The 25,647-nt window shown below is 61.3% G+C and carries 20 protein-coding genes; 9 read left to right on the forward strand and 11 right to left on the reverse strand.

What is annotated here, in order from left to right; translation table 11 throughout:
- Positions 1–224: 224 nt before the first annotated feature.
- The 5 genes from eno to rlmD all read right to left on the reverse strand — a co-directional run bounded on the left by eno (position 225) and on the right by rlmD (position 8,082).
- Positions 225–1,520, reverse strand: a complete 1,296-nt coding sequence (gene eno / locus ACJ8PE_RS11720; RefSeq protein ID WP_004932670.1) for a phosphopyruvate hydratase — start codon at positions 1,518–1,520, stop codon at positions 225–227.
- Between the two features lie 81 nt (positions 1,521–1,601).
- Complete coding sequence (gene pyrG, locus ACJ8PE_RS11725) at positions 1,602–3,239, reverse strand: glutamine hydrolyzing CTP synthase (protein ID WP_004932674.1); 1,638 nt, start codon at positions 3,237–3,239, stop codon at positions 1,602–1,604.
- A 358-nt stretch (positions 3,240–3,597) separates the two neighbouring features.
- Positions 3,598–4,392 (reverse strand): nucleoside triphosphate pyrophosphohydrolase, encoded by a 795-nt coding sequence (gene mazG, locus ACJ8PE_RS11730; protein ID WP_116286807.1) that lies wholly within the window; start codon positions 4,390–4,392, stop codon positions 3,598–3,600.
- Positions 4,393–4,491: 99 nt separating this feature from the next.
- Positions 4,492–6,723: a GTP diphosphokinase gene (gene relA / locus ACJ8PE_RS11735; RefSeq protein WP_033641872.1), complete on the reverse strand. Its 2,232-nt coding sequence runs from the start codon at positions 6,721–6,723 to the stop codon at positions 4,492–4,494.
- A 9-nt stretch (positions 6,724–6,732) separates the two neighbouring features.
- Positions 6,733–8,082: a 23S rRNA (uracil(1939)-C(5))-methyltransferase RlmD gene (gene rlmD / locus ACJ8PE_RS11740; RefSeq protein WP_197793018.1), complete on the reverse strand. Its 1,350-nt coding sequence runs from the start codon at positions 8,080–8,082 to the stop codon at positions 6,733–6,735.
- Positions 8,083–8,148: 66 nt separating this feature from the next.
- On the opposite strand from rlmD, the gene barA reads away from it, so the two are divergent.
- Positions 8,149–10,875: a two-component sensor histidine kinase BarA gene (gene barA, locus ACJ8PE_RS11745; protein WP_033641870.1), complete on the forward strand. Its 2,727-nt coding sequence runs from the start codon at positions 8,149–8,151 to the stop codon at positions 10,873–10,875.
- Between the two features lie 74 nt (positions 10,876–10,949).
- Here the strand turns inward: barA and degP are convergent, their stop codons facing one another.
- A complete protein-coding gene (gene degP, locus ACJ8PE_RS11750) occupies positions 10,950–12,392 on the reverse strand; it encodes a serine endoprotease DegP (RefSeq protein WP_033641869.1) in 1,443 nt (480 codons plus the stop codon).
- Between the two features lie 181 nt (positions 12,393–12,573).
- On the reverse strand, positions 12,574–14,091 hold the full coding sequence (dgt, locus tag ACJ8PE_RS11755) for a dGTPase (RefSeq protein ID WP_099785551.1): 1,518 nt from the start codon (positions 14,089–14,091) through the stop codon (positions 12,574–12,576).
- 129 nt (positions 14,092–14,220) lie between these two features.
- Between dgt and mtnN the strand changes: the two genes are divergently transcribed.
- Genes mtnN through ACJ8PE_RS11770 form a run of 3 tightly spaced genes read left to right on the forward strand, consistent with a single transcriptional unit; the run spans position 14,221 to position 16,344 of the window.
- Entirely contained in the window at positions 14,221–14,922 is a 702-nt protein-coding gene (mtnN, locus tag ACJ8PE_RS11760; RefSeq protein ID WP_019455094.1) for a 5'-methylthioadenosine/S-adenosylhomocysteine nucleosidase, read from the forward strand.
- Position 14,923: 1 nt separating this feature from the next.
- A complete protein-coding gene (gene btuF / locus ACJ8PE_RS11765; protein WP_047025211.1) occupies positions 14,924–15,730 on the forward strand; it encodes a vitamin B12 ABC transporter substrate-binding protein BtuF in 807 nt (268 codons plus the stop codon).
- Positions 15,730–16,344 (forward strand): TRIC cation channel family protein, encoded by a 615-nt coding sequence (locus ACJ8PE_RS11770; protein WP_047025210.1) that lies wholly within the window; start codon positions 15,730–15,732, stop codon positions 16,342–16,344. Before btuF ends, ACJ8PE_RS11770 begins: the two co-directional genes overlap by 1 nt.
- A gap of 164 nt (positions 16,345–16,508) precedes the next feature.
- Here the strand turns inward: ACJ8PE_RS11770 and erpA are convergent, their stop codons facing one another.
- On the reverse strand, positions 16,509–16,853 hold the full coding sequence (gene erpA, locus ACJ8PE_RS11775; protein ID WP_033641865.1) for an iron-sulfur cluster insertion protein ErpA: 345 nt from the start codon (positions 16,851–16,853) through the stop codon (positions 16,509–16,511).
- An 89-nt stretch (positions 16,854–16,942) separates the two neighbouring features.
- Positions 16,943–18,382 carry a H(+)/Cl(-) exchange transporter ClcA gene (gene clcA / locus ACJ8PE_RS11780; RefSeq protein WP_197793022.1) on the reverse strand — a complete coding sequence of 480 codons (1,440 nt, stop codon included), beginning with the start codon at positions 18,380–18,382 and terminating at the stop codon, positions 16,943–16,945.
- Between the two features lie 174 nt (positions 18,383–18,556).
- On the opposite strand from clcA, the gene hemL reads away from it, so the two are divergent.
- Complete coding sequence (gene hemL, locus ACJ8PE_RS11785; protein WP_197760805.1) at positions 18,557–19,846, forward strand: glutamate-1-semialdehyde 2,1-aminomutase; 1,290 nt, start codon at positions 18,557–18,559, stop codon at positions 19,844–19,846.
- A gap of 62 nt (positions 19,847–19,908) precedes the next feature.
- Here hemL and ampE read toward each other — a convergent pair whose 3' ends face one another.
- Together ampE and ampD are read right to left on the reverse strand one after the other, a co-directional pair.
- The gene (ampE, locus tag ACJ8PE_RS11790; protein WP_033631795.1) at positions 19,909–20,763 is read right to left on the reverse strand and encodes a beta-lactamase regulator AmpE; all 855 of its coding nucleotides are present in this window, start codon (positions 20,761–20,763) and stop codon (positions 19,909–19,911) included.
- Entirely contained in the window at positions 20,763–21,359 is a 597-nt protein-coding gene (gene ampD / locus ACJ8PE_RS11795; RefSeq protein ID WP_197793023.1) for a 1,6-anhydro-N-acetylmuramyl-L-alanine amidase AmpD, read from the reverse strand. The genes ampE and ampD overlap by 1 nt, the downstream gene beginning before the upstream one ends.
- Before the next feature lie 84 nt (positions 21,360–21,443).
- Between ampD and nadC the strand changes: the two genes are divergently transcribed.
- The 4 genes from nadC (at position 21,444) to hofC (ending at position 25,605) form a co-directional block, all read left to right on the forward strand.
- Positions 21,444–22,334, forward strand: coding sequence for a carboxylating nicotinate-nucleotide diphosphorylase (gene nadC / locus ACJ8PE_RS11800; RefSeq protein WP_197793024.1), 891 nt, complete (start codon positions 21,444–21,446; stop codon positions 22,332–22,334).
- 189 nt (positions 22,335–22,523) lie between these two features.
- On the forward strand, positions 22,524–22,961 hold the full coding sequence (gene ppdD, locus ACJ8PE_RS11805; protein ID WP_033651664.1) for a prepilin peptidase-dependent pilin: 438 nt from the start codon (positions 22,524–22,526) through the stop codon (positions 22,959–22,961).
- 5 nt (positions 22,962–22,966) lie between these two features.
- Entirely contained in the window at positions 22,967–24,409 is a 1,443-nt protein-coding gene (gene gspE, locus ACJ8PE_RS11810; protein WP_197760809.1) for a type II secretion system protein GspE, read from the forward strand.
- On the forward strand, positions 24,406–25,605 hold the full coding sequence (gene hofC, locus ACJ8PE_RS11815; RefSeq protein ID WP_197793025.1) for a protein transport protein HofC: 1,200 nt from the start codon (positions 24,406–24,408) through the stop codon (positions 25,603–25,605). Before gspE ends, hofC begins: the two co-directional genes overlap by 4 nt.
- Positions 25,606–25,647: the final 42 nt, after the last annotated feature.

The raw sequence follows: 25,647 nt of genomic DNA on the forward strand, positions 1-25,647 counted from the left end.
TTTAACGGCAAGAAAAAAATAACGCCGCCTTATTGGCAGTCTAGTAACGAATAATTATAAAGCAAATAAAAACGGAATATAAAAACCGGCAAGAAAACTGCACAATAAATTTATTAGGTTAAACGCAGCGATTGTTAATAAATAAAACAGGATTAACATTGGTACGTCAGCCATAAAAAAACCCGCCACGGCGGGTTTTTATTTAGCAACCGAATCGGTCGAACTTACTGGCCTTTAACTTCTTTCAGGCCGTTGAACGGCGCACGGTCACCCAGCGCTTCTTCGATGCGGATCAGTTGGTTGTACTTGGCAACGCGGTCAGAACGGCTCATGGAACCGGTTTTGATCTGGCCAGCTGCAGTCCCTACCGCCAGGTCGGCGATGGTTGCGTCTTCGGTTTCACCGGAACGGTGAGAGATCACCGCAGTGTAGCCGGCGTCTTTCGCCATCTTGATAGCCGCCAGCGTTTCGGTCAGAGAACCGATCTGGTTGAACTTGATCAGGATGGAGTTAGCGATGCCTTTCTCGATGCCTTCTTTCAGGATCTTGGTGTTGGTCACGAACAGGTCGTCGCCCACCAGCTGAATTTTGTCGCCCAGCACTTTGGTCTGGTAAGCGAAGCCCGCCCAGTCGGATTCATCCAGGCCGTCTTCGATAGACACGATTGGGTACTGTTTGGTCAGCTCTTCCAGGAAGTGAGTGAACTCTTCGGAAGTGAAGGCTTTGTTGCCTTCGCCGGCCAGCACGTATTTACCGTCTTTGTAGAATTCGGAAGCCGCGCAGTCCATCGCCAGAGTGACGTCTTTGCCCAGCTCGTAGCCCGCCGCTTTTACCGCTTCAGCAATAACCGCCAGCGCTTCGGCGTTGGAACCCAGGTTTGGCGCGTAGCCGCCTTCGTCGCCCACGGCGGTGTTCATGCCTTTGGCTTTCAGAACTTTCGCCAGATGGTGGAACACTTCGGAACCGATGCGCACCGCTTCTTTCAGGGTCTTCGCGCCAACCGGCTGAATCATGAATTCCTGAATGTCGACGTTGTTGTCAGCGTGCTCGCCGCCGTTGATGATGTTCATCATCGGCAGTGGCATGGAGAATTTGCCTGGGGTGCCGTTCAGTTCAGCGATGTGCTCGTACAGCGGCATGCCTTTAGAGGCTGCGGCCGCTTTCGCTGCTGCCAGGGAAACCGCCAGAATGGCGTTGGCGCCGAAGTTGGATTTGTTTTCGGTGCCGTCCAGCTCGATCATGATCTTGTCGATGTTCGCCTGGTCTTTGGCATCTTTACCCAGTACTGCCTGAGCAATCGGACCGTTTACTGCAGCAACGGCTTTCAGTACGCCTTTACCCAGGAAACGAGACTTGTCACCGTCACGCAGTTCCAGCGCTTCGCGGGAACCGGTAGAAGCACCTGACGGCGCAGCAGCCAGGCCGACGAAACCGCCTTCCAGATGAACTTCGGCTTCAACAGTCGGGTTACCGCGGGAGTCGATGATTTCACGACCGATGACTTTAACGATTTTGGACATTAGGTTTTCCTCAGTACAAGTTAAACTAAAACTCCAGACAAACAGCGCGCGGTTCTCACCGCGCGCCGCCTACCAAATATTTTATTTCACCTGGCGCTTCTGATGCTCGCCTGCGGCTTTCACAAAGCCGGCGAACAACGGATGCCCATCACGCGGCGTCGATGTAAATTCCGGGTGGAATTGACAGGCCACAAACCACGGGTGATTCGGCAGTTCAATGATCTCGACCAGCTTGTTGTCGGCGGAACGACCGGCGACACGCAGCCCTGCGGCTTCGATCTGCTTCAACAGCATGTTGTTAACTTCGTAACGGTGACGATGACGCTCGACAATGGTCGGTTCGCCGTACAGCTGACGCACCAGGCTGTTGTCGCTCAGGTTGCACTGTTGGCCACCTACGCGCATCGTGCCGCCCAAATCGCTTTCTTCGCTGCGCACTTCGACGTTGCCGTCTTCATCGCGCCATTCGGTGATCAACGCCACCACTGGGTACTTACAGTCTGGCATAAACTCGGTGGAGTTGGCGTTCTCCATCCCCGCCACGTTGCGAGCGAACTCCATCAACGCCACCTGCATGCCCAGGCAAATGCCCAGGTAAGGAATGTTGTTCTCGCGCGCATAGCGTGCGGTCATCACTTTGCCTTCCACGCCGCGGTAGCCGAAGCCGCCCGGGATCAGGATCGCGTCCAGCCCTTTCAGCACTTCCACGCCGCGGGTTTCCACGTCCTGCGAGTCGATCAGCTTGATGTTCACGGTCAGACGGTTTTTCAGCCCGCCGTGCTTCAGCGCTTCGATCACCGACTTGTAGGCGTCCGGCAACTCAACGTATTTGCCGACCATACCGATGGTCACTTCGCCGCCCGGATTGGCTTCTTCGTAGATCACCTGTTCCCATTCGGCCAGGTTGGCTTCCGGCGCGTTCAGGCTGAATCGTTTACAAATATAATCGTCCAGCCCCTGAGATTTCAATAGGCCTGGGATTTTATAAATAGAATCAACGTCTTTCAGAGAGATAACCGCTTTTTCCGGCACGTTGCAGAAAAGCGCGATTTTCGCGCGTTCGTTAGCAGGAACCGCGCGGTCGGAACGGCAAATCAGCACATCAGGCTGAATACCGATGGAAAGCAGCTCTTTTACGGAATGCTGGGTCGGCTTGGTTTTCACTTCGCCCGCCGCCGCCATGTACGGCACCAGCGTCAGGTGCATGTACAGGGTGTGCTCGCGGCCCACTTCCACCGCCATCTGACGGATGGCTTCGAGGAACGGCAGCGATTCGATATCGCCGACGGTGCCGCCGATTTCCACCAGTACCACATCGTGGCCTTCGCCGCCTTCGATGATGCGTTCTTTGATCGCGTTGGTGATGTGCGGAATGACCTGCACGGTCGCGCCCAGATAGTCGCCGCGGCGTTCTTTACGCAGCACGTCGGAGTAGATGCGGCCGGTGGTGAAGTTGTTGCGACGCGACATTTTGGTGCGGATGAAGCGCTCGTAGTGACCCAAATCCAGATCGGTTTCTGCGCCGTCTTCGGTGACGAAAACTTCCCCATGCTGAATCGGGCTCATGGTGCCCGGATCCACGTTGATGTACGGGTCCAGTTTCATGATGGTAACGTTGAGGCCACGGGCTTCAAGAATAGCCGCCAGAGAGGCTGCGGCAATGCCTTTACCCAGAGAGGATACGACCCCGCCGGTCACAAAAATATAATTAGTTGTCATGCTGAACCTGAGAGTTTAGGTTTAAAGACGATGGAAGAACCAGGACGGGAAAGTAGTATACCCGAACCTCTCCTGACCTACAAACGATCGTTTTGCTGTCCATCATCTCGGCCGCCCTCCCGTGTTCATCAGGGTTTACTCCGCTGGCGCGCCCAAAACCCTCCAGGAAATACAAAGAGTTAGCGGAGAAAATTTCTTTTTACCGCCCCTCTCGAGCGATAAAACACCTTAGATTTCAGTTTGTTGGCCTTTTGCTGCCGACGGCAGCCCTGCGCCTGTGACCTGACCGTAAGCTTAACCGTTTCAGCCTGAGTGAACCTTGTTTGTGATCAACATTCAACATTGTCGTTGCAGCGATTCAACTTTCCTGGCGTTTCACCTGTTGCCAGGCGTCTTCCATCTGCTCCAGCGTGGCGTCTTCCAAGCGTAGCCCGCGTTGCTTGACGATCGCCTCCACCTCGCGGAAGCGGCGTTCGAACTTGCGGTTGGCCGCCTGCAATGCGTTCTCGGCCTTGTGGCCCAAATGGCGCGAGAGGTTCACCGTGGCGAACAGCAGATCGCCGATCTCCTCTTCCAACTTGCTCTCATCGACCACCGCCTGGCGGGCTTCGTGCATCACTTCGTCGATCTCTTCATACACTTTGTCCAGCACCGGGCCCAGCGTGTTCCAGTCGAAGCCGACCGAGGCGCAGCGTTTTTGGATCTTGTGCGCCTTCATCAACGCCGGCAACGCCTGCGGAATGTCGTCCAGCACCGAGTGCAGCGCTTTTTCGGCGCGCTCGCCGGCCTTGAGCTGCTCCCAGCGCGCCGCCACGGCTTCGCTGTCTCCGCCCTCAGCGTCGCCGAAGATGTGCGGATGACGGCGCTCCAGCTTGTCGCTGATGGCGGTGCACACCTCATCAAAATCGAACAGCCCCTGTTCCTGCCCCATCTGGGCGTAGAACACCACCTGGAACAGCAAGTCGCCCAGTTCGTCGCGCAGATCGGCGTAGTCCTGCCGTTCGATGGCGTCCAGCACTTCGTAAGTCTCTTCCAGCGTGTAGGGCGCGATGGTGGCGAAGGTTTGCTTACGGTCCCATGAGCAACCGTTCTGCGGGTCGCGCAGCGTTTTCATGATGTTCAGCAGGCGCTGCAGCGGAGTGGATTGGGTCATAAAAAATCTCTGAGAAAATGGGGGCGCACGGACATGTCCGCCGGAACTGATGGAGTTCAGGCCGCATCGACCTCGGATGCGGCCCGAAAGGCGCAGGAGTTAGTTGCCGTGCAGACGCTTGGCGTCTATCACGTCCGGCAGCTGGTTCAGCTTCGCCAGCACCCGGCCCAGCACCTGCTGGTTATAAATTTCGATGTCCATATCGATGGTGGCCAACTGCTTCTTGGTATCGCTGCGGCTGGCGACGCCCAGCACGTTGACCTTTTCGTTGGCCAGAATGGTGGTGATATCGCGCAGCAGCCCGCTGCGATCGTTGGCCATCACGCGCACCACCAGCGAATAACCGCTGGAGTAGCTTTCGCCCCACACCGCATCGACGATGCGCTCCGGCGCATGCGATTGCAAATCGGCCAGCTGATCGCAGTCCGCACGGTGGATCGAGATGCCGCGCCCCTGGGTGATAAAGCCGACGATGTCGTCGCCCGGGATCGGTTGGCAGCAGCGGGCGATGTGGTGCATCAGGTTGCCCACGCCCTCCACCACCACGCGGCCGTTATCCTTGTTGCGGGCCGGCGGCGGCGCTTTCTGCTGCACCAGCTGGCGCAGCGCCTCGCGATCCTGCTCTTCGGCGCTCGGCTTGTTGAACTTGCCCTGCAGGTAATTCACCATCTGGTTCAGGCGAATGTCCCCGCCGCCGATCGCCGCCAGCACCTCGTCCAGCGAGTTCATGTTGTAGCGCGGGATCAGCAGCTTCTCGGCCTCTTTCAGGCTGATGCCGAGGTGTTCCAATTCGTTATCCAGCATCTGGCGGCCGGCAAGAATGTTCTTGTCGCGATCCTGCTTGCGGAACCAGTTGTGGATCTTCGAGCGCCCGCGGCTGGTGGTCACGTAGCCCAGGTTCGGGTTCAGCCAGTCGCGGCTCGGGTTCGGCTGTTTCTGGGTGATGATCTCAATCTGATCGCCCATCTTCAGCTGATAGGTAAACGGCACGATGCGGCCGCCGATCTTGGCGCCGATGCAGCGGTGACCAACGTCGCTGTGAATGTGGTAGGCGAAATCGAGCGGCGTGGAGCCGGCCGGCAGATCGACCACGTCGCCTTTCGGGGTAAATACATAGACCCGATCGTCGAACACCTGGCTGCGCACTTCGTCGAGCATCTCGCCGGAGTCCGCCATCTCTTCCTGCCAGGCGATCAGCTTACGCAGCCAGGCGATGCGCTCTTCATAGCCGGAGCGCACGGTAACCCCCGCGCCCTCTTTGTACTTCCAGTGTGCGGCCACGCCCAGCTCGGCGTCTTCATGCATTTGCCGGGTGCGGATCTGAATCTCGACGGTTTTGCCGCGCGGCCCCAGCACCACGGTGTGGATCGACTGGTAGCCGTTGGGTTTGGGGTTGGCGACGTAGTCGTCGAACTCATCCGGCAGATGGCGGAAGTGGGTATGCACGATGCCCAATGCCGCATAGCAATCCTGCAGACGCTCCGCCACGATGCGCACCGCACGCACGTCGAACAGTTCGTCGAACGCCAGGTGCTTTTTCTGCATCTTGCGCCAGATGCTGTAGATGTGTTTCGGCCGGCCGTAGATCTCCACCCGAATGCCTTCTTTGGCCATCTCGGCGCGCAGCCCGGCGACGAAATCGTCGATGAACTGTTCGCGATCGATGCGGCGCTCATGCAGCAGCTTGGCGATGCGCTTGTATTCTTCCGGGTGCAGGTAGCGGAAGCAGAAATCCTCCAGCTCCCACTTCAGCTGGCCGATGCCGAGCCGGTTAGCCAACGGCGCATAGATGTTGGAACACTCTTTCGCCGCCAGCACGCGTTCGTCTTCCGGCGCGTCTTTCACCTCGCGCAGGTGGGCGATGCGCTCCGCCAGCTTGATGACGACGCAGCGGAAATCCTCCACCATCGCCAGCAGCATGCGGCGCACGTTGTCGACCTGTTCGGAGGCCATCGAATCGTTTTGGGTGGCTTTCAGTTGGCGAATAGCGTCCATGTCCCGCACGCCATGCACCAGGGCGACGATGCCCTTGCCGAACGTTTCCGTCAGGATCTCTTCCTGCACGATGCCGGCATCCACCAGCGGGAACAGCAGCGCGGCGCGCATGCTGTCGTTGTCCATGCTCAGCGTCGAGAGGATTTCCACCATCTCCAGGCCGCGCCACAACAGCAGCGAGGCGTCGGGATGGTTTTGGGTCTGCTGCTCACAATAACGCCAGGTTGCGGCCAATCGCTCACATGACTGCGGGTTGGGTAGCCCCAAGCCGGCGATCCACTCATCGAGAGCGAACTCACCCGCCGTATTCAGATGTGCACTTCTTACCGCAACCATAACTTCTCCCTACTTTGCAGCGACCTCTGGCGCGCGCTCGTTGATAAACAGCGCCATTGATTCAAGATGCCCCGTGTGCGGAAACATATCCAACATCCGCACGCGCGCAAGACGATAACCGGCGTTCAACAGCACTTTGCTGTCGCGAGCCAGCGTGGTGGGGTTACAGGAAACATACACCACCCGCGCCGGCGCCAGTTTTACAATGTGTGACATCACCCCGGCCGCACCGGCGCGGGCGGGATCCAGCATCACCTTATCAAACCCTTGTGCTGCCCAAGGTTGCCGCTCAACGTCGTCCTCCAGATTCTCATGGAAGAACGACGCATTATTCAGCTTATTCTTATGTGCATTATATTGCCCATTCGCTACCAGCGTGGCAACACCTTCGATGCCCACCACCTCAGCGGCGCGGCGCGCCAGCGGCAGGGTGAAATTCCCCATGCCGCAGAACAGGTCCAGCACCCGATCATTGGGTTGAATGTCGAGCCATTCAAGGGCCTGCGCCACCATTTGTTGGTTTACGGCGTCATTGACCTGAATAAAGTCGCGCGGACTGAAGTCTAAGCGTAGCCCGTCAACCTGATAATACGGCGTTTCACCGCACAGTTTTTCCACCCGATCGCTGTCCGGCGCCAGATAAACGGCGACCTTTTCCCGCTCGCCAAACGCCAACAGCGCCTGGCGATCCGCCTCTTTCAGGGCATCGAGATGGCGCAGCACCAGCAGCGGGGCGTTATCCGCCAGCACCAGCTCCACATGCCCCAGCCGCCGCACCGCCTGCAGCCCGCTCAGGCAGGCGCGCACCGGCGCCAGCAGCTGTTCCAGCTCCGGGCGCAGCACCGGGCAGTGCTCCACCGCCACCAGCTCGCTGGAGGCCGCCTGTCGAAACCCCATCATCAGGCGCTGCAGCTTCGGCTGCCACGCCAGGCTCAGGCGGGCGCGGCGGCGATAGCCGTATTCCGGGCCGGCGATCACCGGTTCCTGTTGCGGGGTTACTCCGGTTTCGCGGGCGATCATGCGCACCAGCGCCGCCGCCTTGCTCTGCTGTTGCAGCGCCTCATCCGCATGTTGCTGCTGGCAGCCGCCGCACACGCCGAAATGCGGGCAGCGCGGCTCCACCCGCTGCGGGCTGCGGCTCAGCAGGCGCTTGAGCTTGCCTTTGGCGAACTGGCGCTTGTCTTCGGTCAGCTGGATTTCCGCCTGCTCGCCCGGCAATACGCCCGGCACGAACACCGCTTTGCCGTCGTGGCGCGCCACGCCCTGGCCGAAAGGATCGAGATCGCTCACCGTCACGGTGAAGATTTGTGAGCTCTGCCGGGTCGTCACGCGGCGTTTGGGAGAGTAGAATTGCGCCATATTTGTCGATTGTGTGCTGGTTCATTAAGCTAGTGTCAGCTGTCAATTCTCCCACATTGGAATCCCATGACCAAATACAGCCTGCGTGCGCGCATGATGATCCTGATTCTGGCCCCGACCTTGCTGATTGGTTTGCTGCTCAGCACCTTCTTCGTGGTGCACCGCTATAACGAGCTGCAGGAGCAATTGGTCGACGCCGGCGCCAGCATCATCGAGCCGCTGGCGGTAGCCAGCGAGTACGGCATGACGTTCCGCAGCCGCGAATCGGTCAGGCAACTGGTCAGCCTGCTGCACCGCCGCCATTCGGACATCGTGCGGTCGATCACCGTGTTCGATGCGCAGAACAACCTGTTCGTCACCTCCAATTATCACCACAACTTCGCTCAGCTGCAGTTGCCGAAAGGCGTGCCGTTGCCCACCGAACTGATGCTCACCCGGCGCGGCGATTCGCTGATCCTGCGCACGCCGATCCTGTCGGAAAATCAGTATCCGGATGAAACCGCCGACGGCGGCAGCCACCCCGACAACAACCTGGGCTATGTGGCGATCGAGCTGGATCTGCAGTCGGTGCGGCTGCAGCAGTATAAAGAGGTGTTCGTCTCCACCCTGCTGCTGCTGCTGTGCATGTGCATCGCCATCCTGTTCGCTTACCGCCTGATGCGCGACGTGACCGGCCCGATCCGCAACATGGTGAACACCGTCGATCGCATCCGCCGCGGCCAGCTCGACAGCCGCGTGGAGGGCTACATGCTCGGCGAGCTGCACATGCTGAAGAACGGCATCAACTCGATGGCGATGTCGCTCACCGCCTATCATGAAGAGATGCAGCAGAACATCGATCAGGCCACGTCTGACCTGCGTGAAACGCTGGAGCAGATGGAGATCCAGAACGTCGAACTGGATCTGGCGAAAAAACGCGCGCAGGAGGCGGCGCGCATCAAGTCCGAATTCCTGGCCAACATGTCGCACGAGTTGCGTACCCCGCTCAACGGCGTGATCGGTTTTACCCGCCAGATGCTGAAAACCGATCTGAGCGCGACCCAAACCGACTATTTGCAGACCATCGAGCGCTCGGCCAACAACCTGCTGACCATCATCAATGACGTGCTGGACTTCTCCAAGCTGGAGGCCGGCAAACTGGTGCTGGAGCATATTCCGTTCGCCCTGCGCGAAACGCTGGACGAAGTGGTGGTGCTGCTGGCCCCCAGCGCCCATGACAAAGGGTTGGAGCTGACGCTGGATGTGCACAACGACGTGCCGGAGCAGGTGATCGGCGACTCGCTGCGCCTGCAGCAAATCATCACCAACCTGCTGGGCAACGCCATCAAGTTCACCGAAACCGGCAATATCGATATTCGCGTCGAGCTGCGCAAACAGCTGGAGCGCCGGGTGGAAGTGGAAGTGCAGATCCACGACACCGGCATCGGCATCTCCGAACGCCAGCAGTCGCAGCTGTTCCAGGCGTTCCGTCAGGCGGACGCCAGCATCTCCCGCCGCCACGGCGGCACCGGGCTGGGGTTGGTGATCACGCAAAAGCTGGTGAAGGAGATGGGCGGCGACATCTGCTTCCACAGCCAGCTGAATCGCGGCTCGACCTTCTGGTTCCACATCACGCTGGATCTGAACGAGGGCATGCTGTCGCTGGCGCCGAACCTGCCGGATCTGAACGGCAAAACGCTCGCCTACATCGAGTCCAACCCGACGGCGGCACAGGCGACGCTCAACATGCTCAGCGTCACGCAGCTGGTGATCACCCACTCGCCGACGCTGGGCCAGCTGCCGTCAGGCCATTACGATTTCCTGCTGGCCGGCGTGCCGATCCCGTTCCGCGACAACATGGCGCAGCATCAGGACAAATTGTTGGCCTCGCTGAAGCTGGCCGATCGGGTCATTCTGGCGCTGCCGTGCCAGGCGCAGATCGACGCCGAGCTGCTTAAGCAACAAGGCGCGCTCGGCTGCCTGATCAAGCCTATCACCAGCACGCGTCTGTTCCCGCTGCTGAGAATGGAAACGCCCGATCGGCTCGCCGCCCCGCCTGAGCGCAAACGTCTGCCGCTGACGGTGATGGCGGTCGACGACAACCCGGCCAACCTGAAGCTGATCGGCACGCTGCTGGGCGAACAGGTGGAAAAAACGCTGCTGTGCGAGAGCGGTGAGGAAGCGCTGGCGCTGGCGCGCAACAACGTGCTGGATCTGATCCTGATGGACATTCAAATGCCGAAGATGGACGGCATTCACGCCAGCGAACTGATCCGCCAACTGCCGCACCACAACTCCACGCCGATCGTCGCCGTCACTGCCCATGCCGCCAGCGGCGAACGCGAGCATCTGCTGCAGGCGGGGATGGACGACTACCTGGCCAAGCCGATCGACGAGAAAATGCTAACCCGCGTGCTGTCGCGCTACCACAGCGGCGACGTGGAAAGCGCCGTCGCCGACGATGCCCCGCTGTCGCTCGACTGGCCGCTGGCGCTGCGCCAGGCGGCCAATAAACCGGATCTGGCGCGCGATCTACTGCAAATGCTGCTCGATTTCCTGCCGCAGGTGCGCGAACGGGTGCAGGCGCTGCTCGAGGGGCAACACGACGACGAGATCCTCGACCTGGTCCATAAGCTGCACGGCAGCTGCAGCTACAGCGGCGTGCCGCGCCTCAAGCAGCTGTGTTTCTACCTCGAGCGGCAGCTGCGCCAGGGCATCACCAACGACGAACTGGAGCCGGAGTGGCTGGAGCTGTTGGATGAGATTGAACTGGTGATCCACGCGGCGCGCGCGCATCTGGCGCAACCGGCCTGAATCCTCATGCCATTGCCATAATGCAAAAAGGCACGCCGTAGCGTGCCTTTGTTGCTTTTAGCGCCTGACGTTTATCACTGCGCCAGCAGGTACAGCTGGCTATCGCCGCGCTGAATATTCAACGCCAGCACCGACGGTTTGCTGTCGAGGATTTTACGCAGCTCGCCCAGGTTCTGGATCGGCTGTTGGTTCACGCCCAGGATCACGTCGCCCTTTTTCAGGCCGATGCGTGCGGCGGCGCTGCCGGCTTTCACGCTGTCGACCTTAACGCCTTTCACGTTGCCGACCTGGGTATTGCTCAGCTCGGCGCCTTCAATGCCGGTGTAGATATTGCCCGAGGCCACCTGGGTCTGCGCGCTTTGCTCCAGCGTGACGTCAATCGTTATCGGCTTGCCGTCGCGGATAATGCCCAGCGACATCTTGCTGCCGACCGGCAACGTGCCGATCTCTGCCCGGAACGAGGCGAAGCTGGAGATGGCCTTGCCGTTCATGGTGACGATCACGTCACCGGCCTTGATGCCCGCCTTCGCGGCGGAAGATTTCGGCATTACCTGGCTGACGAAGGCGCCGCGCTGCGCGTCGACCTTCATCGCCTTGGCCAGCTCCGAGTTCAGCTCGGTGCCCATGATGCCCAGCTCGCCGCGTTTCACCTGGCCATACTCGACCATTTGCGCCGTCAGGTTTTTCACCATATTGCTCGGAATGGCGAAGCCGATGCCGATGTTGCCGCCGTCCGGTGCCAGGATCGCGGTGTTGATGCCGATCAGCTCGCCGTTCAGGTTAACCAGCGCGCCGCCGGAGTTGCCGCGGTTGATTGCCGCATCGGTCTGGATAAAGTTTTCGTAGTTTTCGATGTTCAGGCCGCTGCGCCCCAGGGCGGACACGATGCCCGAGGTAGCGGTTTCACCCAGCCCGTACGGGTTGCCGATCGCCACGGTGTAATCGCCGACGCGCAGCTGATCGGAGTCCGCCATCTTGATCGCCGTCAGGTTCTTGAAATCTTTCAACTGGATCAGGGCGATGTCGGAACGCGGATCCTTGCCGATCACTTTGGCGTCGAAACGACGACCGTCGCTCAGCTGCACCTGGATCTTATTGGCGTTGTCCACCACGTGATTGTTGGTCACCACATAGCCCTTGGCGGCATCGATAACCACCCCGGCGCCCAGCGCCTGGAATTTCTGCTGCGTGCCCTGCGGCTGCTGGCCATCCGGTCCGGGCTGTTCAGCGCCCTGACACATCGGCGAGCCCTGGAACGGTGAACCGTCCTGGCAGAACGGCGAATCTTCACCGAAGAACTGTTGGAACTGTTGCGGCATGCGCGGCGTATTGACCGTGGTGCTGCCCTCAACGTTAATGCTCACGACGGAAGGCATCACCTTCTCCAGCATCGGCGCCAGGCTCGGCAACTGCTGGGTGCTGGAAGACGCGGTTTCAGCGGCGCTGGCCGTAACCGGGCCCATCGCCATACCGATGCTGAATGCCAGTGCGCTCAGAACTAATGCGGTTTTTTTCATCTGTGTGTCTCTTATAAAGTCGTTCAAAAAAGAATGGCTGTCTTGCGTGCTTATTCAGAGTTAATTAATAGCCCGAAGTTCCGGCACAGATGATTGGCAATAGTAAACAAATATTGTTCGTCTTTACAAAACTCGAGACAGCCAACCGGTTGGAATTGCTGATAATTATTCCTCCGCTTAATTATTCCGCCGCCATTAATCGACGATATTCATCATAGGCATAAAGGTCGGTCATTCCGCTGATATAGTCCTGCAATAAACGCGCGCGGAAATAATATTCCCGAATGGTTTGCTGCTCCGGCGATAAATGCTGCAGCCCTTCTACCGCTTCCACATAAGCCAGCCGATGCTTGGTGGACAGCTTGTGGAACAGGCGCGTTTCGATCGGGTAAGCGCGATGGCTGTCCTCGCGCACCAACCGGCTGAAGTCCGCCAGCGACATCGCCAGCAGCGGGCTGTAAATGTCCAGCAGGCCGCTGATCACCCGGTAGCCTTGCAGCTCGAGCTGCTCGACCTCCGGGTGGTTGAACACGTGCTTGAACGCCACATTTTTAAATATTTTCAGCAGTTGATAGGCCGGGCTGGAATCTTCCAGCAGCGCCTGATTGAAACTGCCCTGATAAACCGCGTCAAGATTGTCGATAAATCGCTGCGCCGCGTGCGGCACCAGCCGCGCCACGGTAAACACCCGCAGATACATGAAGAACTGATCTTCCGCGCTGCGCCGCGCGCCGCCGCGGTCGATCTTGCGAAACGCGCTGGCGACGGTCTTGTCGAACAGATCGCCCGGCACCACCTCGCCCCACTCCTGAATCAGGTGCTGATACAGCTGCTCGACGGTGAAAATGCTCTTCTCCACCGCGTCTTCCAGATCGGCCACGCAGTATGAGATATCGTCGGCGGCCTCCATGATGTAGGTCAGCGGAAAACGATCGAACTCGCCCATGTGCAGCTCGCGCCGCAGCCTATCGACAAAGGCTTCTTCCGCCAGATAATAGCCGGGCTTTTTCATCAAATAGCTGTGGCTGGCGGGGATGTCGCCCGCCCAATAAGCCGGGCGGGTGTATTTCAAAATGCAGCCGACCTGCGCGTAGGTCAGATTGAGTTTCAGCAGGCTGTACACCATGCGGATCGCCTGGGCGTTGCCCTCGAAATGGCTGAGATCCTGACGGATCCGGCTGCGCAGCCGGTTCAGATCGCTCTCCCCTTCATGCAGCCGCAGCGACGCGACCTGGCAGCGATCGTGACTGCCCGGCTCGCTGCCGCAGCTGGCAGGATCGAGCCGCTGGGCGAACCAGTCGTTGATCGCCGACTCGCCGAAGTGACCGAACGGCGGATTGCCGATATCGTGCATCAGACAGGCCATTTCCACGATGCTCTCAAACGGATCGAGCAGCCGGGTCAGGCCGAATTCATCGATCTTACCCGCCTGTTTGAAGCGGTTGAGGATCTCTTTGGCGATATGGCGCCCAACCTGCTGCACCTCCATCGAGTGCGTCAGGCGGCTGCGCACCGCCGCGTTGCGCTCCAGCGGAAACACCTGGGTTTTTTGCTGCAAACGGCGAATGGCGGCCGAGTTGACGATGCGCCCGCGATCGCTCTCGAACTGCCGCACGATGTCGTACTCTTCCTCGGCCTCGATCGGTTTGCTGAAAGGCCGTTGGAAGCTGATTTTTTGCTTGAAGTCGATCCCGGACATCTGTTTCTCCGCCGTTGCGCCCTGCCCCCGTGATAACAATTCCCGGCGGCGGATGCAACGCATTATCTCTGATACACAGCCATGATAGACTATGCCGCAATTCTCACGGCCAATCAGCGAGTGTTATTTATGAAAGTAGGCATCATCGGCGCAATGGAGCAGGAAGTCACCCTGCTGCGCGATCAAATCGAAAACCGTCAAACCATCCAGCGCGCGGGCTGCGAAATCTACACCGGCCAGATCGGCGGCGTTGAAGTGGCCCTGCTGAAATCCGGCATCGGCAAAGTCTCCGCAGCCATGGGCACCACCCTGCTGCTGGAGCACTGCAGCCCGGACGTGGTGATCAATACCGGCTCCGCCGGCGGCCTGGCCAGCACGCTGCGCGTGGGCGACATCGTGGTGTCGGAAGAAGTGCGCTACCACGACGCCGACGTCACCGCCTTCGGCTACGAGCCGGGCCAGATGGCCGGCTGCCCGGCGGCGTTCGTCGCCGACGACGCACTGATCGCGCTGGCGGAAAGCTGCATCAAACAGCTGGATCTGCACGCGGTGCGCGGCCTGATCTGCAGCGGTGACGCCTTCATCAACGGCGCCGAGCCGCTGGCGCGCATCCGCGCCACCTTCCCGCGCGTCGCCGCCGTGGAAATGGAAGCCGCGGCGATCGCCCACGTCTGCCATCTGTTCGGCACGCCGTTCGTGGTGGTGCGCGCCATTTCCGACGTCGCCGACAGCGAGTCGCACATGAGCTTTGACGAGTTCCTGGTGGTAGCGGCCAAGCAGTCTACGCTGATGGTCAACGCCATGCTGCAAACCCTGGCCAAGCGCGGTTGATGTGAGGCTGCGCTTCACCTCGGCGCTCTGGCTGCTGGCGTTCTGGCTGGCCCTGCCGGCCGGGGCCGCCCAGCGAGTGATCAGCCTGGCGCCCAATGCGACCGAACTCGCCTATGCCGCCGGCATGGGCGAGGTGCTGGTGGCGGCGAGCGCCTATTCCGATTATCCGCCGCAGGCCGCCAGGCTGGAGCAGGTGGCCTCCTGGCAGGGCATCAACCTGGAGCGGGTGCTGGCGCTCAAGCCGGATCTGATCCTCGCCTGGCGCGGCGGCAATCCGCAGCGCGTGCTGGATCAGCTCGCCGCATTCGGCATCCCGATCTTCTATGCGGACGCCGATAATCTCGAAGGGATCGCCGGCTTGCTGGATAAGCTGGCGCAATACAGCCCGCACCCGGACCAGGCGCATCAGGCCGCCGCCGGCCTTCGCCGCCAGTTCGCCGATCTCAGGCAACAGTACGCCGATAACCCTCCGCGACGCGTGTTGCTGCAGTTCGGCACCCAGCCGCTGTTCACCAGCTCCGGCGCCACGCTGCAGAGCCAGGTGTTGGCGCTGTGCGGCGCGCAGAACATCTTCGCCGACAGCCGCACGCCTTGGCCGCAGATCAGCCGCGAGCAGGTGCTGGCGCGCCAACCCCAGGCCATCGTCATCACCGGCGGCGCGAAAGAGGCCGCCAATGTGAAAGCCTTCTGGGCGCCGCAGCTGCAGGTGCCGGTGATCGCGCTGAATGAAGACTGGTTCAATCGCGGCGGGCCGCGGCTGCTGTTGGCGGCGCAACAACTGTGCCGCCAGCTGGCGGAGATCCGCTGATGCTGGTGTTCTGGTTGGATATTCTCGGTACGGCGGTGTTCGCCGTCTCCGGCGTACTGCTGGCCGGCAAACTGCGCATGGATCCGTTCGGCGTGTTGGTGTTGGGCGTGGTTACCGCGGTCGGCGGCGGCACCATCCGCGATATGGCGCTGGCCAACGGCCCGGTGTTCTGGGTCAAGGATCCCACCGATCTGGTGGTGGCGATGATCACCTGCGTCTTGACGCTGCTGCTGGTGCGCCAGCCGCGCCGTCTGCCGCAATGGGTGCTGCCGGTGCTCGACGCCGTCGGGCTGGCGGTGTTCGTCGGCATCGGCGTCAACAAGGCTTTCGCAGCCGGCACCGGCCCGCTGGTGGCGATCTGCATGGGAGTGATCACCGGCGTCGGCGGCGGCATTATCCGCGACGTGCTGGCGCGCGAGATCCCGATGATCCTGCGCACCGAAATTTACGCCACCGCCTGCATCATCGGTGGCATCGCACACGCCACGGCGTTTTACACCTTCAACATGCCGCTGCAACAGGCCATGATGCTGGGCATGGTCATCACGCTGGCCATTCGGCTGGCGGCCATCCGCTGGCACCTCAAGCTGCCCGCCTTTATTCTCGAACGCTGAGCCGCCGCCCTGCGGGGCGAATGCAGCCACGCGACGGCACAGCCGAATATCATCCACAGCCCACCGGCCCAGGAGAACGGCGTGGCAGTGATCCTTGTGGAATGGTAGGCATAAAAAAACCCGCCGGCCGGAAAGCGAGCGGGTTGATATTCTGACAGACAAACTCAGATGCTGAACGACGAACCGCAACCGCAGGTGGTTTTGGCATTCGGGTTGGTCACCACGAAGCGCGATCCTTCCAGCCCTTCGGTGTAGTCCACCGAACCGCCAACCAGATACTGCAGGCTCATCGGATCGACCACCAGCGCCACGCCCTGCTTCTCGATGGTCATGTCGCCATCGTTGACCTTGTCGTCAAAAGTGAAACCGTACTGGAATCCGCTGCAGCCGCCGCCGGTAATATAAACCCGCAACTTCAGGTTCGGATTTTCTTCGTCAGCAATCAGGTACTTGACCTTGTTTGCTGCTGCCTCGGTAAATTGCAGGGGCAGTGCCGTTTCATCACTCATACTCTTTACTCCCAACATTGTTCAGCATCAGATCGCGACCAGGGCTGCCTGATTAATATTAACGATTATCCGATACCTGAGTGTTGCGTTCAAGTATTCACCGCATTTGTTGTATTTTCTTTACTTGTTTTCTCCGCCGCTTCCCGCGCCAACTGCGCCTCCTGCCGTTGCAGGGTGCGCGCCAGGATCGACGAATACAGCGGCTTGCCGCCGAGCAGCTGCGCCACCACCGTAGCGCCGAGGCAGGTGATGATCATCGGTAAAATCAGCTGGTAGTTGTCGGTCATTTCCAGCACCAACACGATGCCGGTCAGCGGGGCGCGCACCGTGGCGGCGAACAACGCCCCCATGCCGGCGATGGCGAAAGTGCCCGCCTCGATGCCGTACTGCGGGAACAAATGCGCCCCCGCCAGCCCGAAGGCGGTGCCGAACAGCGTGCCCAGCGCCAGCATCGGCGCAAAGATGCCGCCCGGCGCGCCGGAACCGAAGCACAGCAGCGTGGTGAAGATGCGGGTAATGAAAATGAACATCAACATGCCGACGCTGTAATTGCCCGCCGCGGCGATCGGGATCAGCCCAAAGCCGCCGCCCGCCGCCTCCGGCTGGATCAGCCCCAGAATGCCGCACACGCCGCCGAGCAGCCCGCCCACCAGCAGCACATTGCGCATTTTGCCGCCGTGCAGGCGCGCGAACATGTCCTGAGTGCGAAAGATCAGCGCGTTGAATCCCACGCCCACCGCGCCGAATATCGCGCCCAGCACCAGATAGAGCCACAAGGTGTTGATGGGCGCCGAGGCGAGTTTGCCGACCGCGATCACCGAGCCTTGGCCGTTGAACAGCTGGAACACCACGCTCGACATGATAACGCCGATAAACACCGCTTTAATCGAGATCAGGTTGTAGCGAAACTGCGGCCGCATCTCTTCGATGATAAACAGAATGCCGGCCAGCGGCGCGTTGAACGCGGCGGACAGCCCGGCGGCGGCCCCGGTCGCCAGCAGCGAATGGCGCGCCTCGGCGCCGCGAATGCGCAGCACGTCCAAGACCATGCGCCCGACGTTGCCGCCCATCTGTACCGTAGGCCCTTCGCGCCCCAGCACCATGCCCGCCCCCAGCGTTCCCATGCCGCCGATGAATTTCACCGGTATCACGCGCCACCAGCGCACCGGCCGCAGCTCCTCCAGCGCGCCTTCGATCTCAGGAATGCCCGAACCGCCCGCCTCAGGCGCAAAGCGCCGCACCAGGTAATAACCCAGCGCCGCCAGCGCGGCGGACAAGATAAACGCCTGCGGCCACACCAGGATCCAGAAGTCGGCGACCTGCGCCAGCGAAGCCAGCCGCTGCTGCTGCACCCACTCAACCGCTTTATCGAAGGCCACGCCGAGCAAACCGGCCAGCGTCCCCACCAACGCGGCCATCAACAGGATCGCCACCGGCGTTTTATCGCGGCGGATAAACTGGCGCACCGCATCGCTGCGGCTAAGACGCGGGCTCAACGTCCCGACTGGCTGTGATTGTGATTCTGTCATCGCGAGTGATTCGTCAGGTAATTTGTAATACAAATAGGCAGGGCGATAATTCTACCCCAACCCGGCGGCGGGCGCTGCCGTTAATGGTATCTGACTGTGATCGTTTCATAACGCGGCGCTCTCCTCTAGAATAGCGCGGTCAAATCATTCAAAAGAGAATCCAGGAGCCGATTTATGAGCCTACACAGCAAGTCCGAAAGTCTGTACGCCCAGGCGCAACAGTTGATCCCCGGCGGGGTAAACTCTCCGGTGCGTGCATTCACCGGCGTGGGCGGTGTGCCGCTGTTTATCGAGCGTGCAGACGGGGCTTACCTGTTCGATGCCGACGGCAAGGCCTATATCGACTATGTCGGTTCCTGGGGGCCGATGGTGCTGGGGCATAACCACCCGGCGATCCGCGACGCGGTGATCGAAGCGGCGCAGCGCGGCCTGAGCTTCGGCGCGCCGACCGAGATGGAAGTCAAAATGGCGCAGCTGGTCACCGAGCTGGTGCCGACGATGGATATGGTGCGCATGGTGAATTCGGGCACCGAAGCCACCATGAGCGCTATCCGCCTCGCGCGCGGCTACACCAACCGCGATAAAATCATCAAGTTCGAAGGCTGCTACCACGGCCACGCTGACTGCCTGCTGGTGAAAGCCGGCTCCGGCGCGCTGACCCTCGGCCAGCCGAACTCACCGGGCGTGCCGGCCGACTTCGCCAAACACACCCTGACCTGCACCTATAACGATCTGGATTCGGTGCGCGCCGCCTTCGAACAGTACCCGTCCGAGATCGCCTGTATCATCGTCGAGCCGGTCGCCGGCAACATGAACTGCGTGCCGCCGCTGCCGGAATTCCTGCCGGGCCTGCGCGCCCTGTGCGACAAGTACGGCGCGCTCTTGATCATCGACGAAGTGATGACCGGCTTCCGCGTCGCGCTGGCCGGCGCACAATCCTATTACGGCGTCGAGCCAGATCTGACCTGCCTCGGCAAAATCATCGGCGGCGGCATGCCGGTGGGCGCCTTCGGCGGCCGTCGCGAGGTGATGGACGCGCTGGCGCCGACCGGCCCGGTCTACCAGGCGGGCACCCTGTCCGGCAACCCGATCGCCATGGCAGCGGGCTACGCTTGCCTGACCGAAGTGTCGCAGGTCGGCGTGCATCAGACGCTGACCGAACTGACCGAGATGCTGGCCGCTGGCCTGCTGCACGCGGCGCAGGAAGAGAATATTCCGTTGGTGGTCAACAACGTCGGCGGCATGTTCGGCCTGTTCTTCACCGACGCGCCGGCGGTCACCTGCTACCAGGACGTGATGCAGTGCGACGTGGAACGCTTCAAGCGCTTCTTCCACCTGATGCTGGAAGAGGGGGTGTATCTCGCGCCGTCCGCCTTCGAAGCGGGCTTCATGTCCGTGGCGCACAGCAAGGAAGACATCCAGCGCACCGTCGACGCCGCGCGTCGCTGCTTCGCCAAGCTGTAATCCCGGCCGGATGGCAAAAAAGAAACGGGCGCCGAGGCGCCCGTTTTGTTTTTCACGGCGGTTTACAGCAGCGTGCCGTAAATGGTCAACAGCGCCACCACCACCACGATGATCATCGTCACCTTGCGCGCCAGCGTCACCGCCGCCCGCGGCGTTTGCACCGGATCCATATGCGGATCGCGCGCCAGCGAGAACTGCGCCAGCCGCGTCAACACCTGATACGACGACGAATGCCGATCGCCGAGTGAGGCGAACCAGGCCGGCAACGCGCGCTCGCCGTGGCCGAACAACGCATAGGCCACCCCGGCCAAACGCACCGGGATCCAGTCCAGCCAGTTTAGCAGATGATCGATGCCCGACTGCGAACGCTCCAGCGGCGTATTGTGGCGCGCCAGCCAGGTTTGATAGGCGCGCAGGAAGGCATATCCCGCCAGCGCGATCGGCCCGTACGGCCCAAAGACCACGAACCAGAACAGCGGCGCCAGGTAATAACGGAAGTTGATCCACAGCAGCGCGTTTTGCAGCTCGCGCAGACGCAGCTCTTCACTGCAGTCCACCGGCAAACCGTGGATCAACGCCAGCTCTTCCGCCATCTGATCGCTGGCATGGGTATCCCCCTGCCGCGCCGCTTTCAGGTAGGCGCGATAGTGTTTGCGCTTGATGCCGGCGCCGACGCACAGCAGATCGATGACGATCCACAGCAGCAGCGTCACCACGCCGAAGAATAACCCGTGCGACAACCACAGAACGCCCCAGACGATCACCATCCAGGCGGCGGTCATCGCCAGCGTCTGCGCCAGCGAAACCCGATGCAGCCGCTGAAATACCACTTCGAGGCGATGATCCAGCTGCCAGTGTTCCCCCAGCTTGAACAGGCGCTCCCAGGCCAAAACCAGCAACAGCGTAAACAGCGTCATTAGCGATTCCTCTCCCTTTTTCTTGTCTCAAGCATAGCGTCGGCGGGCGCGCCGCGTTGTTCCAGAGATGCCAGATAGCGATCCCAATCGAACGCCGGCCCGGGATCGGTTTTGCGGCCGGGGGCGATATCGCAATGCCCGGCGATATTGGCCACCAGCGGCGGATAATGTTCGGCCAGCAGCGCGGTGACCGCCTGCAGCGTGCGATATTGCGCCTCGGTGTAGGCTAACTGGTCGGTGCCTTCCAGCTCGATGCCGATGGAGAAATCGTTGCACCGTTCGCGCCCCTGATACAGAGAAACGCCCGCGTGCCACGCGCGCTGGTCGAAGGGCACATACTGCACGATCTCCCCGTCGCGGCGGATCAGACAGTGCGCAGACACTCGCAGCTGATGGATCTCGGCGAAATAAGGGTGCTGCGCGGGATCGAGCGTGCCGGTGAACAGCTGGTCGATATAGGGGCCACCGAATTCGCCGGGCGGCAGGCTGATGTTATGGATGACCAGCAGCGAGGGCGGCTCGTCATCCGGGCGCCGATCGCAGTGCGGCGAAACCACTCGCGTCACCCCGACAATCCAGCCATTTTCCAACTGCATCAGACACCTCTCTGCGGTGGTACTTATTCCTGCAACAGAGTAGCATGTTCCCCTACGATCTAACCGTCCATTTCGGAGTTTTCCATGCCGACACGCCGCTACAGTGCCGACCGTCGCCGCACCGAGCTTCTTGAACGAATTGAAAGTGATATTCCCTATGCCGTCGCCCAGGCGCTGCGCGAAGACCTGGGGGGTGAAGTCGACGCCGGGCGCGATATTACCGCGCAATTGTTACCGGCAGACAAACAGGCCGAAGCCACCGTCATCACCCGCGAAGCCGGCGTGTTCTGTGGCCGCCGCTGGCTGAACGAAGTCTTTATTCAGTTGGGCAATCAGGTGCAGGTGGAGTGGCTGGTGGCGGACGGCGACCGTCTGACGCCGAACCAACCGCTCTGCCGGCTGCGCGGCCCGGCGCGGGTGATGCTGACCGGCGAGCGCACCGCGCTGAACTTCGTGCAGACGCTTTCCGGCGTGGCGACCGAGGTCAGCCGCTACGTGGCCCTGCTGGAAGGCACCCGGACTCGCCTGCTCGATACCCGCAAGACCTTACCCGGCCTGCGCACCGCGCTGAAATACGCCGTGCTGTGCGGGGGCGGCAGCAACCACCGGCTGGGGCTGTCCGATGCCTTCCTGATCAAGGAAAACCACATCATCGCCTCCGGCTCGATCAAAAACGCGGTGGAAAAAGCCTTCTGGCTGCACGCCGACGTGCCGGTGGAAGTGGAAGTCGAATCGCTCGATGAGCTGCAGCAGGCGCTGGACGCCGGCGCCGACATCATCATGCTGGACAACTTCAGCGTCGAGATGATGCGTCAGGCGGTCGCCCAAACCCAGGGCCGCGCCCAGCTGGAGGTGTCCGGCAACGTCACCAGCGAGACGCTGCGCACCTTCGCCGAGACCGGCGTGGATTACATTTCGGTCGGCGCGCTGACCAAACATGTGACCGCGCTCGATCTGTCGATGCGCTTCAAATGATCCCCTCGCCCCCGGCCGCCGCCGGGGGCGTTAACGCAGATTTGCGAAGCCCCTCGCACCGTTTTTCCCTCCGCTGCAAACGACATCAATACTGATGGAAGCACGCCGAGAAACGCGTAAAACCCGCTCGCCGTTCCCCCGCGCAAACCGCTACCGTTGTTTTCCACACCCTTATGGAGGAAACAACGCATGGAAACGCAACGCGGCTTTAGCCTGATCGAACTGATGGTGGTGATCGCCATCATCGCCATCCTCAGCGCCATCGGCATTCCCGCCTACCAGCGCTACATCCAGAAAGCGGCGATGACCGACATGCTGCAAACCATGGCGCCATATAAGTTGGCGGTCGAGTTGTGCGTGCTGGATGAAGGCGCGCCCGCCGGCTGTGAAGCCGGCAGCAAAGGCATTCCCAGCGGCGGCGCGTCGCGTTACGTCAGCGGGGTGAAAGTCGTTAAAGGCGTAATCACGCTGACCGGCACCCAAACGCTGCAGGGGCTGGCGGTGGCGTTAACCCCCAAGTCGAACGCCGATGGGCTGACCCGCTGGACCCGGCTGTGCAGCAGCGAAAACGCGACGCTGGTTGAGGTGTGCCGGGAAGTCTTCCGCTTCGACGACGCGGCGGAGTAACGGCGATGAACGCGCAAATCAGCGAAGAGGTTCACACCCTGTGTCGGCGCTATCAGGCGCTGGCGTTGAGCGAGGACCCGACCACCCTGACGGTCGCGCTCAGCGAAGAAGCGCCGCAGGGGCTGCTGGCGGCGCTGCGTTTCGCCACCGGCAAACGCATCCATCTGGAACAATGGCCGGCGGCCAGGTTGGAGCTGGCGCTTAACCAGCGCCACGAGCCGCTCTCGGCGCCGCTGGCGGCCGAAGAGGACACAACCGACATCGCCTACCCCGACGACGGCGATGCGCCGGTGGTGCAATTCATCAACCAGACGCTACGCCTGGCCATCCAGCGCCGCGCCTCGGACATCCACTTCGAGCCTTTTCGGCAGCATTTTCGCATTCGTCTGCGCATCGACGGCGTGCTGCAAACCCTCACCTCACCGCCGCCGCAGCTGGCCGCGCGCCTCATCGCCCGGCTGAAGATCCTCGGCCAGTTGGATATCGCCGAGCGCCGTCAGCCTCAGGACGGGCAGCTCAGCCTGACGCTGGACAGCGCGCGCTATGCCATGCGTATCGCCACTCTGCCGACGCTGCACGGCGAAAAGGTGGTGCTGCGCGTTCAGCAGGGCGAGCAACAAGAACTGCCGCTGGATCAGTTAGGCATGAGCCGGGCGGATCTGGCGCGCTACGCGACGGCGCTGGCCTGCCCGCAAGGGTTGATCCTGGTGACCGGCCCGACCGGCAGCGGCAAAACGGTGACGCTGTACAGCGGTCTGCGCCAGTTGAACGATGCGCAGAGCAACCTGTGCAGCGTCGAGGATCCGGTCGAGATCCCGCTGTTCGGCGTTAATCAGACCCAGATCAACGCCAAAACCGAGCTGAGCTTCGCCCGGGTGTTGCGCGCCCTGCTGCGCCAGGATCCAGACGTCATCATGATCGGCGAGATCCGCGATGCGGAAACCGCCGAGATCGCGGTCAAGGCCGCGCAAACCGGCCACCTGGTGCTGTCGACGCTGCATACCAACTCCACCGGCGAAACCCTGACGCGGCTGATGCACATGGGGATCCCCGGCTACCTGCTCGCCGGCTGTCTGAAGCTGATCGTCGCGCAGCGGTTGGTGCGCAGACTGTGCCGCCACTGCCGCTATCCGCACAGCCAGCCGACGCATTTTCCCAGCGCGATCTGGCCGGAACCGCTCACTGTCTGGCGCGCCGATGGCTGCGAGCATTGCTTCGGCGGTTACTATGGGCGCATCGGCGTATATGAACTGTTGGCCATTACGCCGGAAATACAGGCGGCATTGCTGGCGAACGCCGCTCCCAGTCTGCTAGCGGATATCGCCCGCGAACAGGGGCAGCTTTCGCTGCTGCAAGCGGGCCTGGCGCTGGCCGCCGAAGGCACGACCTCGCTGGAAGAACTGTACCGCGTGATCGACGTCGTCCAGCCTGGCATAGCCGCACCATGAAAGCGCGCCGGCTGTTTCTTTGGCAGGCTTTCGACGCACAGGGCGCCTTACGCCGCGGCGAACTGATGAGCGGGGAAAAACGGCAGGTGAGCCGGTTGCTGATCGAACAAGGCCTGCAACCGTGCCGAATCGGGCACGGCAAACGCGTTACGCCCGGCCAATGGCGTGGAGAACCGCTAATCCACTTCACCCGCCAGCTCGCCACTCTGCTGCAGGCGGGGTTGCCGCTGGTCAATGCGCTGCAGTTGCTGGCAGCAGAGCATCCTTCGGCAGCCTGGCGCTGCCTGTTGCGCCAGCTGGCCGACCAGGTGCGCGAAGGGCAACCGCTTTCCGAAACCCTCGCCGAACAACCGGGGATTTTTCCCCTGATCTATCGCCAGCTGATCGCCATCGGTGAACTGACCGGCAACCTCGATCGCTGCTGCCTGCAGCTGGCGCAACAACAGGAGGCCCAGTTGCTGCTGCGCCGCAAGGTGACCAAAGCTCTGCGTTATCCCCTCTTCATCTGCGCGGTGGCGCTGATGGTCAGCGTGTTGATGCTGGTGATGGTGCTGCCGGAATTCGCTAAGGTTTATCAATCGTTCGATGCGCCGCTGCCCTGGTTTACCCAAGGGTTGCTGGCGTTGTCTGCGCAGTTGATCGCCACCGGCCCCTATCTGGCGCTGCTGCTGGGCGCGTCGCTGTTCGGCTATGGCCGCTGGCTGCACCCGCGCCCGCCGTGGCGCAGACGTGAACAGGCACTCTTGCTGCGCCTGCCGCTGATCGCCCGGCTGGTGAGCGGCGGCGCGCTGAGCCAAACATTTCGCATCCTGACCATGACCCAACGCGCCGGGCTGACGCTGGTGGAAGGGTTGAACGCGGCGGCGCTGGCGGCTGACCATCTGCTGTACAAACAGGCGCTGGAGCAGGTGCAACGGCAGATCGCCGAAGGCGAAGCCTTTCATCATGCCCTGGCCCTGCAACCGCTGTTTCCGCCGCTGTGCCGGCAGTTGGTGCGGGTGGGCGAAGAGTCCGGCTCGCTGGACGCCTTGCTGGATAAATTGGCACAGTGGTATGAACGGCAGACGCACGAGCTGGCCGATACGCTGGCGCAAACGCTGGAGCCGCTGCTGATGCTAGTGGTAGGTGGGATTGTCGGCGCTTTGGTGATCGCCATGTATCTGCCTATCTTTCAACTGGGCAGCGTGTTGGGATAAGGGTAAAAGGATAGCGGGCGCCGCGGTGCGCTGCGCCCGAAT

Origin of the sequence: Serratia sp. CY74737 (assembly GCF_052166775.1) — a bacterium.
Lineage (GTDB): Bacteria > Pseudomonadota > Gammaproteobacteria > Enterobacterales > Enterobacteriaceae > Serratia > Serratia ureilytica.

Bases quoted from the DNA above. Each gene is read 5' to 3' on its own strand.
- ppdD (WP_033651664.1), top strand. From the start codon at position 22,524: ATGGAAACGCAACGCGGCTTTAGCCTGATCGAACTGATGGTGGTGATC.
- erpA (WP_033641865.1), bottom strand. From the start codon at position 16,853: ATGAGTGATGAAACGGCACTGCCCCTGCAATTTACCGAGGCAGCAGCA.
- hemL (WP_197760805.1), top strand. From the start codon at position 18,557: ATGAGCCTACACAGCAAGTCCGAAAGTCTGTACGCCCAGGCGCAACAG.
- relA (WP_033641872.1), bottom strand. From the start codon at position 6,723: ATGGTTGCGGTAAGAAGTGCACATCTGAATACGGCGGGTGAGTTCGCT.
- clcA (WP_197793022.1), bottom strand. From the start codon at position 18,382: ATGACAGAATCACAATCACAGCCAGTCGGGACGTTGAGCCCGCGTCTT.
- rlmD (WP_197793018.1), bottom strand. From the start codon at position 8,082: ATGGCGCAATTCTACTCTCCCAAACGCCGCGTGACGACCCGGCAGAGC.
- eno (WP_004932670.1), bottom strand. From the start codon at position 1,520: ATGTCCAAAATCGTTAAAGTCATCGGTCGTGAAATCATCGACTCCCGC.
- ampD (WP_197793023.1), bottom strand. From the start codon at position 21,359: ATGCAGTTGGAAAATGGCTGGATTGTCGGGGTGACGCGAGTGGTTTCG.
- pyrG (WP_004932674.1), bottom strand. From the start codon at position 3,239: ATGACAACTAATTATATTTTTGTGACCGGCGGGGTCGTATCCTCTCTG.
- degP (WP_033641869.1), bottom strand. From the start codon at position 12,392: ATGAAAAAAACCGCATTAGTTCTGAGCGCACTGGCATTCAGCATCGGT.
- nadC (WP_197793024.1), top strand. From the start codon at position 21,444: ATGCCGACACGCCGCTACAGTGCCGACCGTCGCCGCACCGAGCTTCTT.
- hofC (WP_197793025.1), top strand. From the start codon at position 24,406: ATGAAAGCGCGCCGGCTGTTTCTTTGGCAGGCTTTCGACGCACAGGGC.
- barA (WP_033641870.1), top strand. From the start codon at position 8,149: ATGACCAAATACAGCCTGCGTGCGCGCATGATGATCCTGATTCTGGCC.
- dgt (WP_099785551.1), bottom strand. From the start codon at position 14,091: ATGTCCGGGATCGACTTCAAGCAAAAAATCAGCTTCCAACGGCCTTTC.
- mazG (WP_116286807.1), bottom strand. From the start codon at position 4,392: ATGACCCAATCCACTCCGCTGCAGCGCCTGCTGAACATCATGAAAACG.
- ACJ8PE_RS11770 (WP_047025210.1), top strand. From the start codon at position 15,730: ATGCTGGTGTTCTGGTTGGATATTCTCGGTACGGCGGTGTTCGCCGTC.
- mtnN (WP_019455094.1), top strand. From the start codon at position 14,221: ATGAAAGTAGGCATCATCGGCGCAATGGAGCAGGAAGTCACCCTGCTG.
- gspE (WP_197760809.1), top strand. From the start codon at position 22,967: ATGAACGCGCAAATCAGCGAAGAGGTTCACACCCTGTGTCGGCGCTAT.
- ampE (WP_033631795.1), bottom strand. From the start codon at position 20,763: ATGACGCTGTTTACGCTGTTGCTGGTTTTGGCCTGGGAGCGCCTGTTC.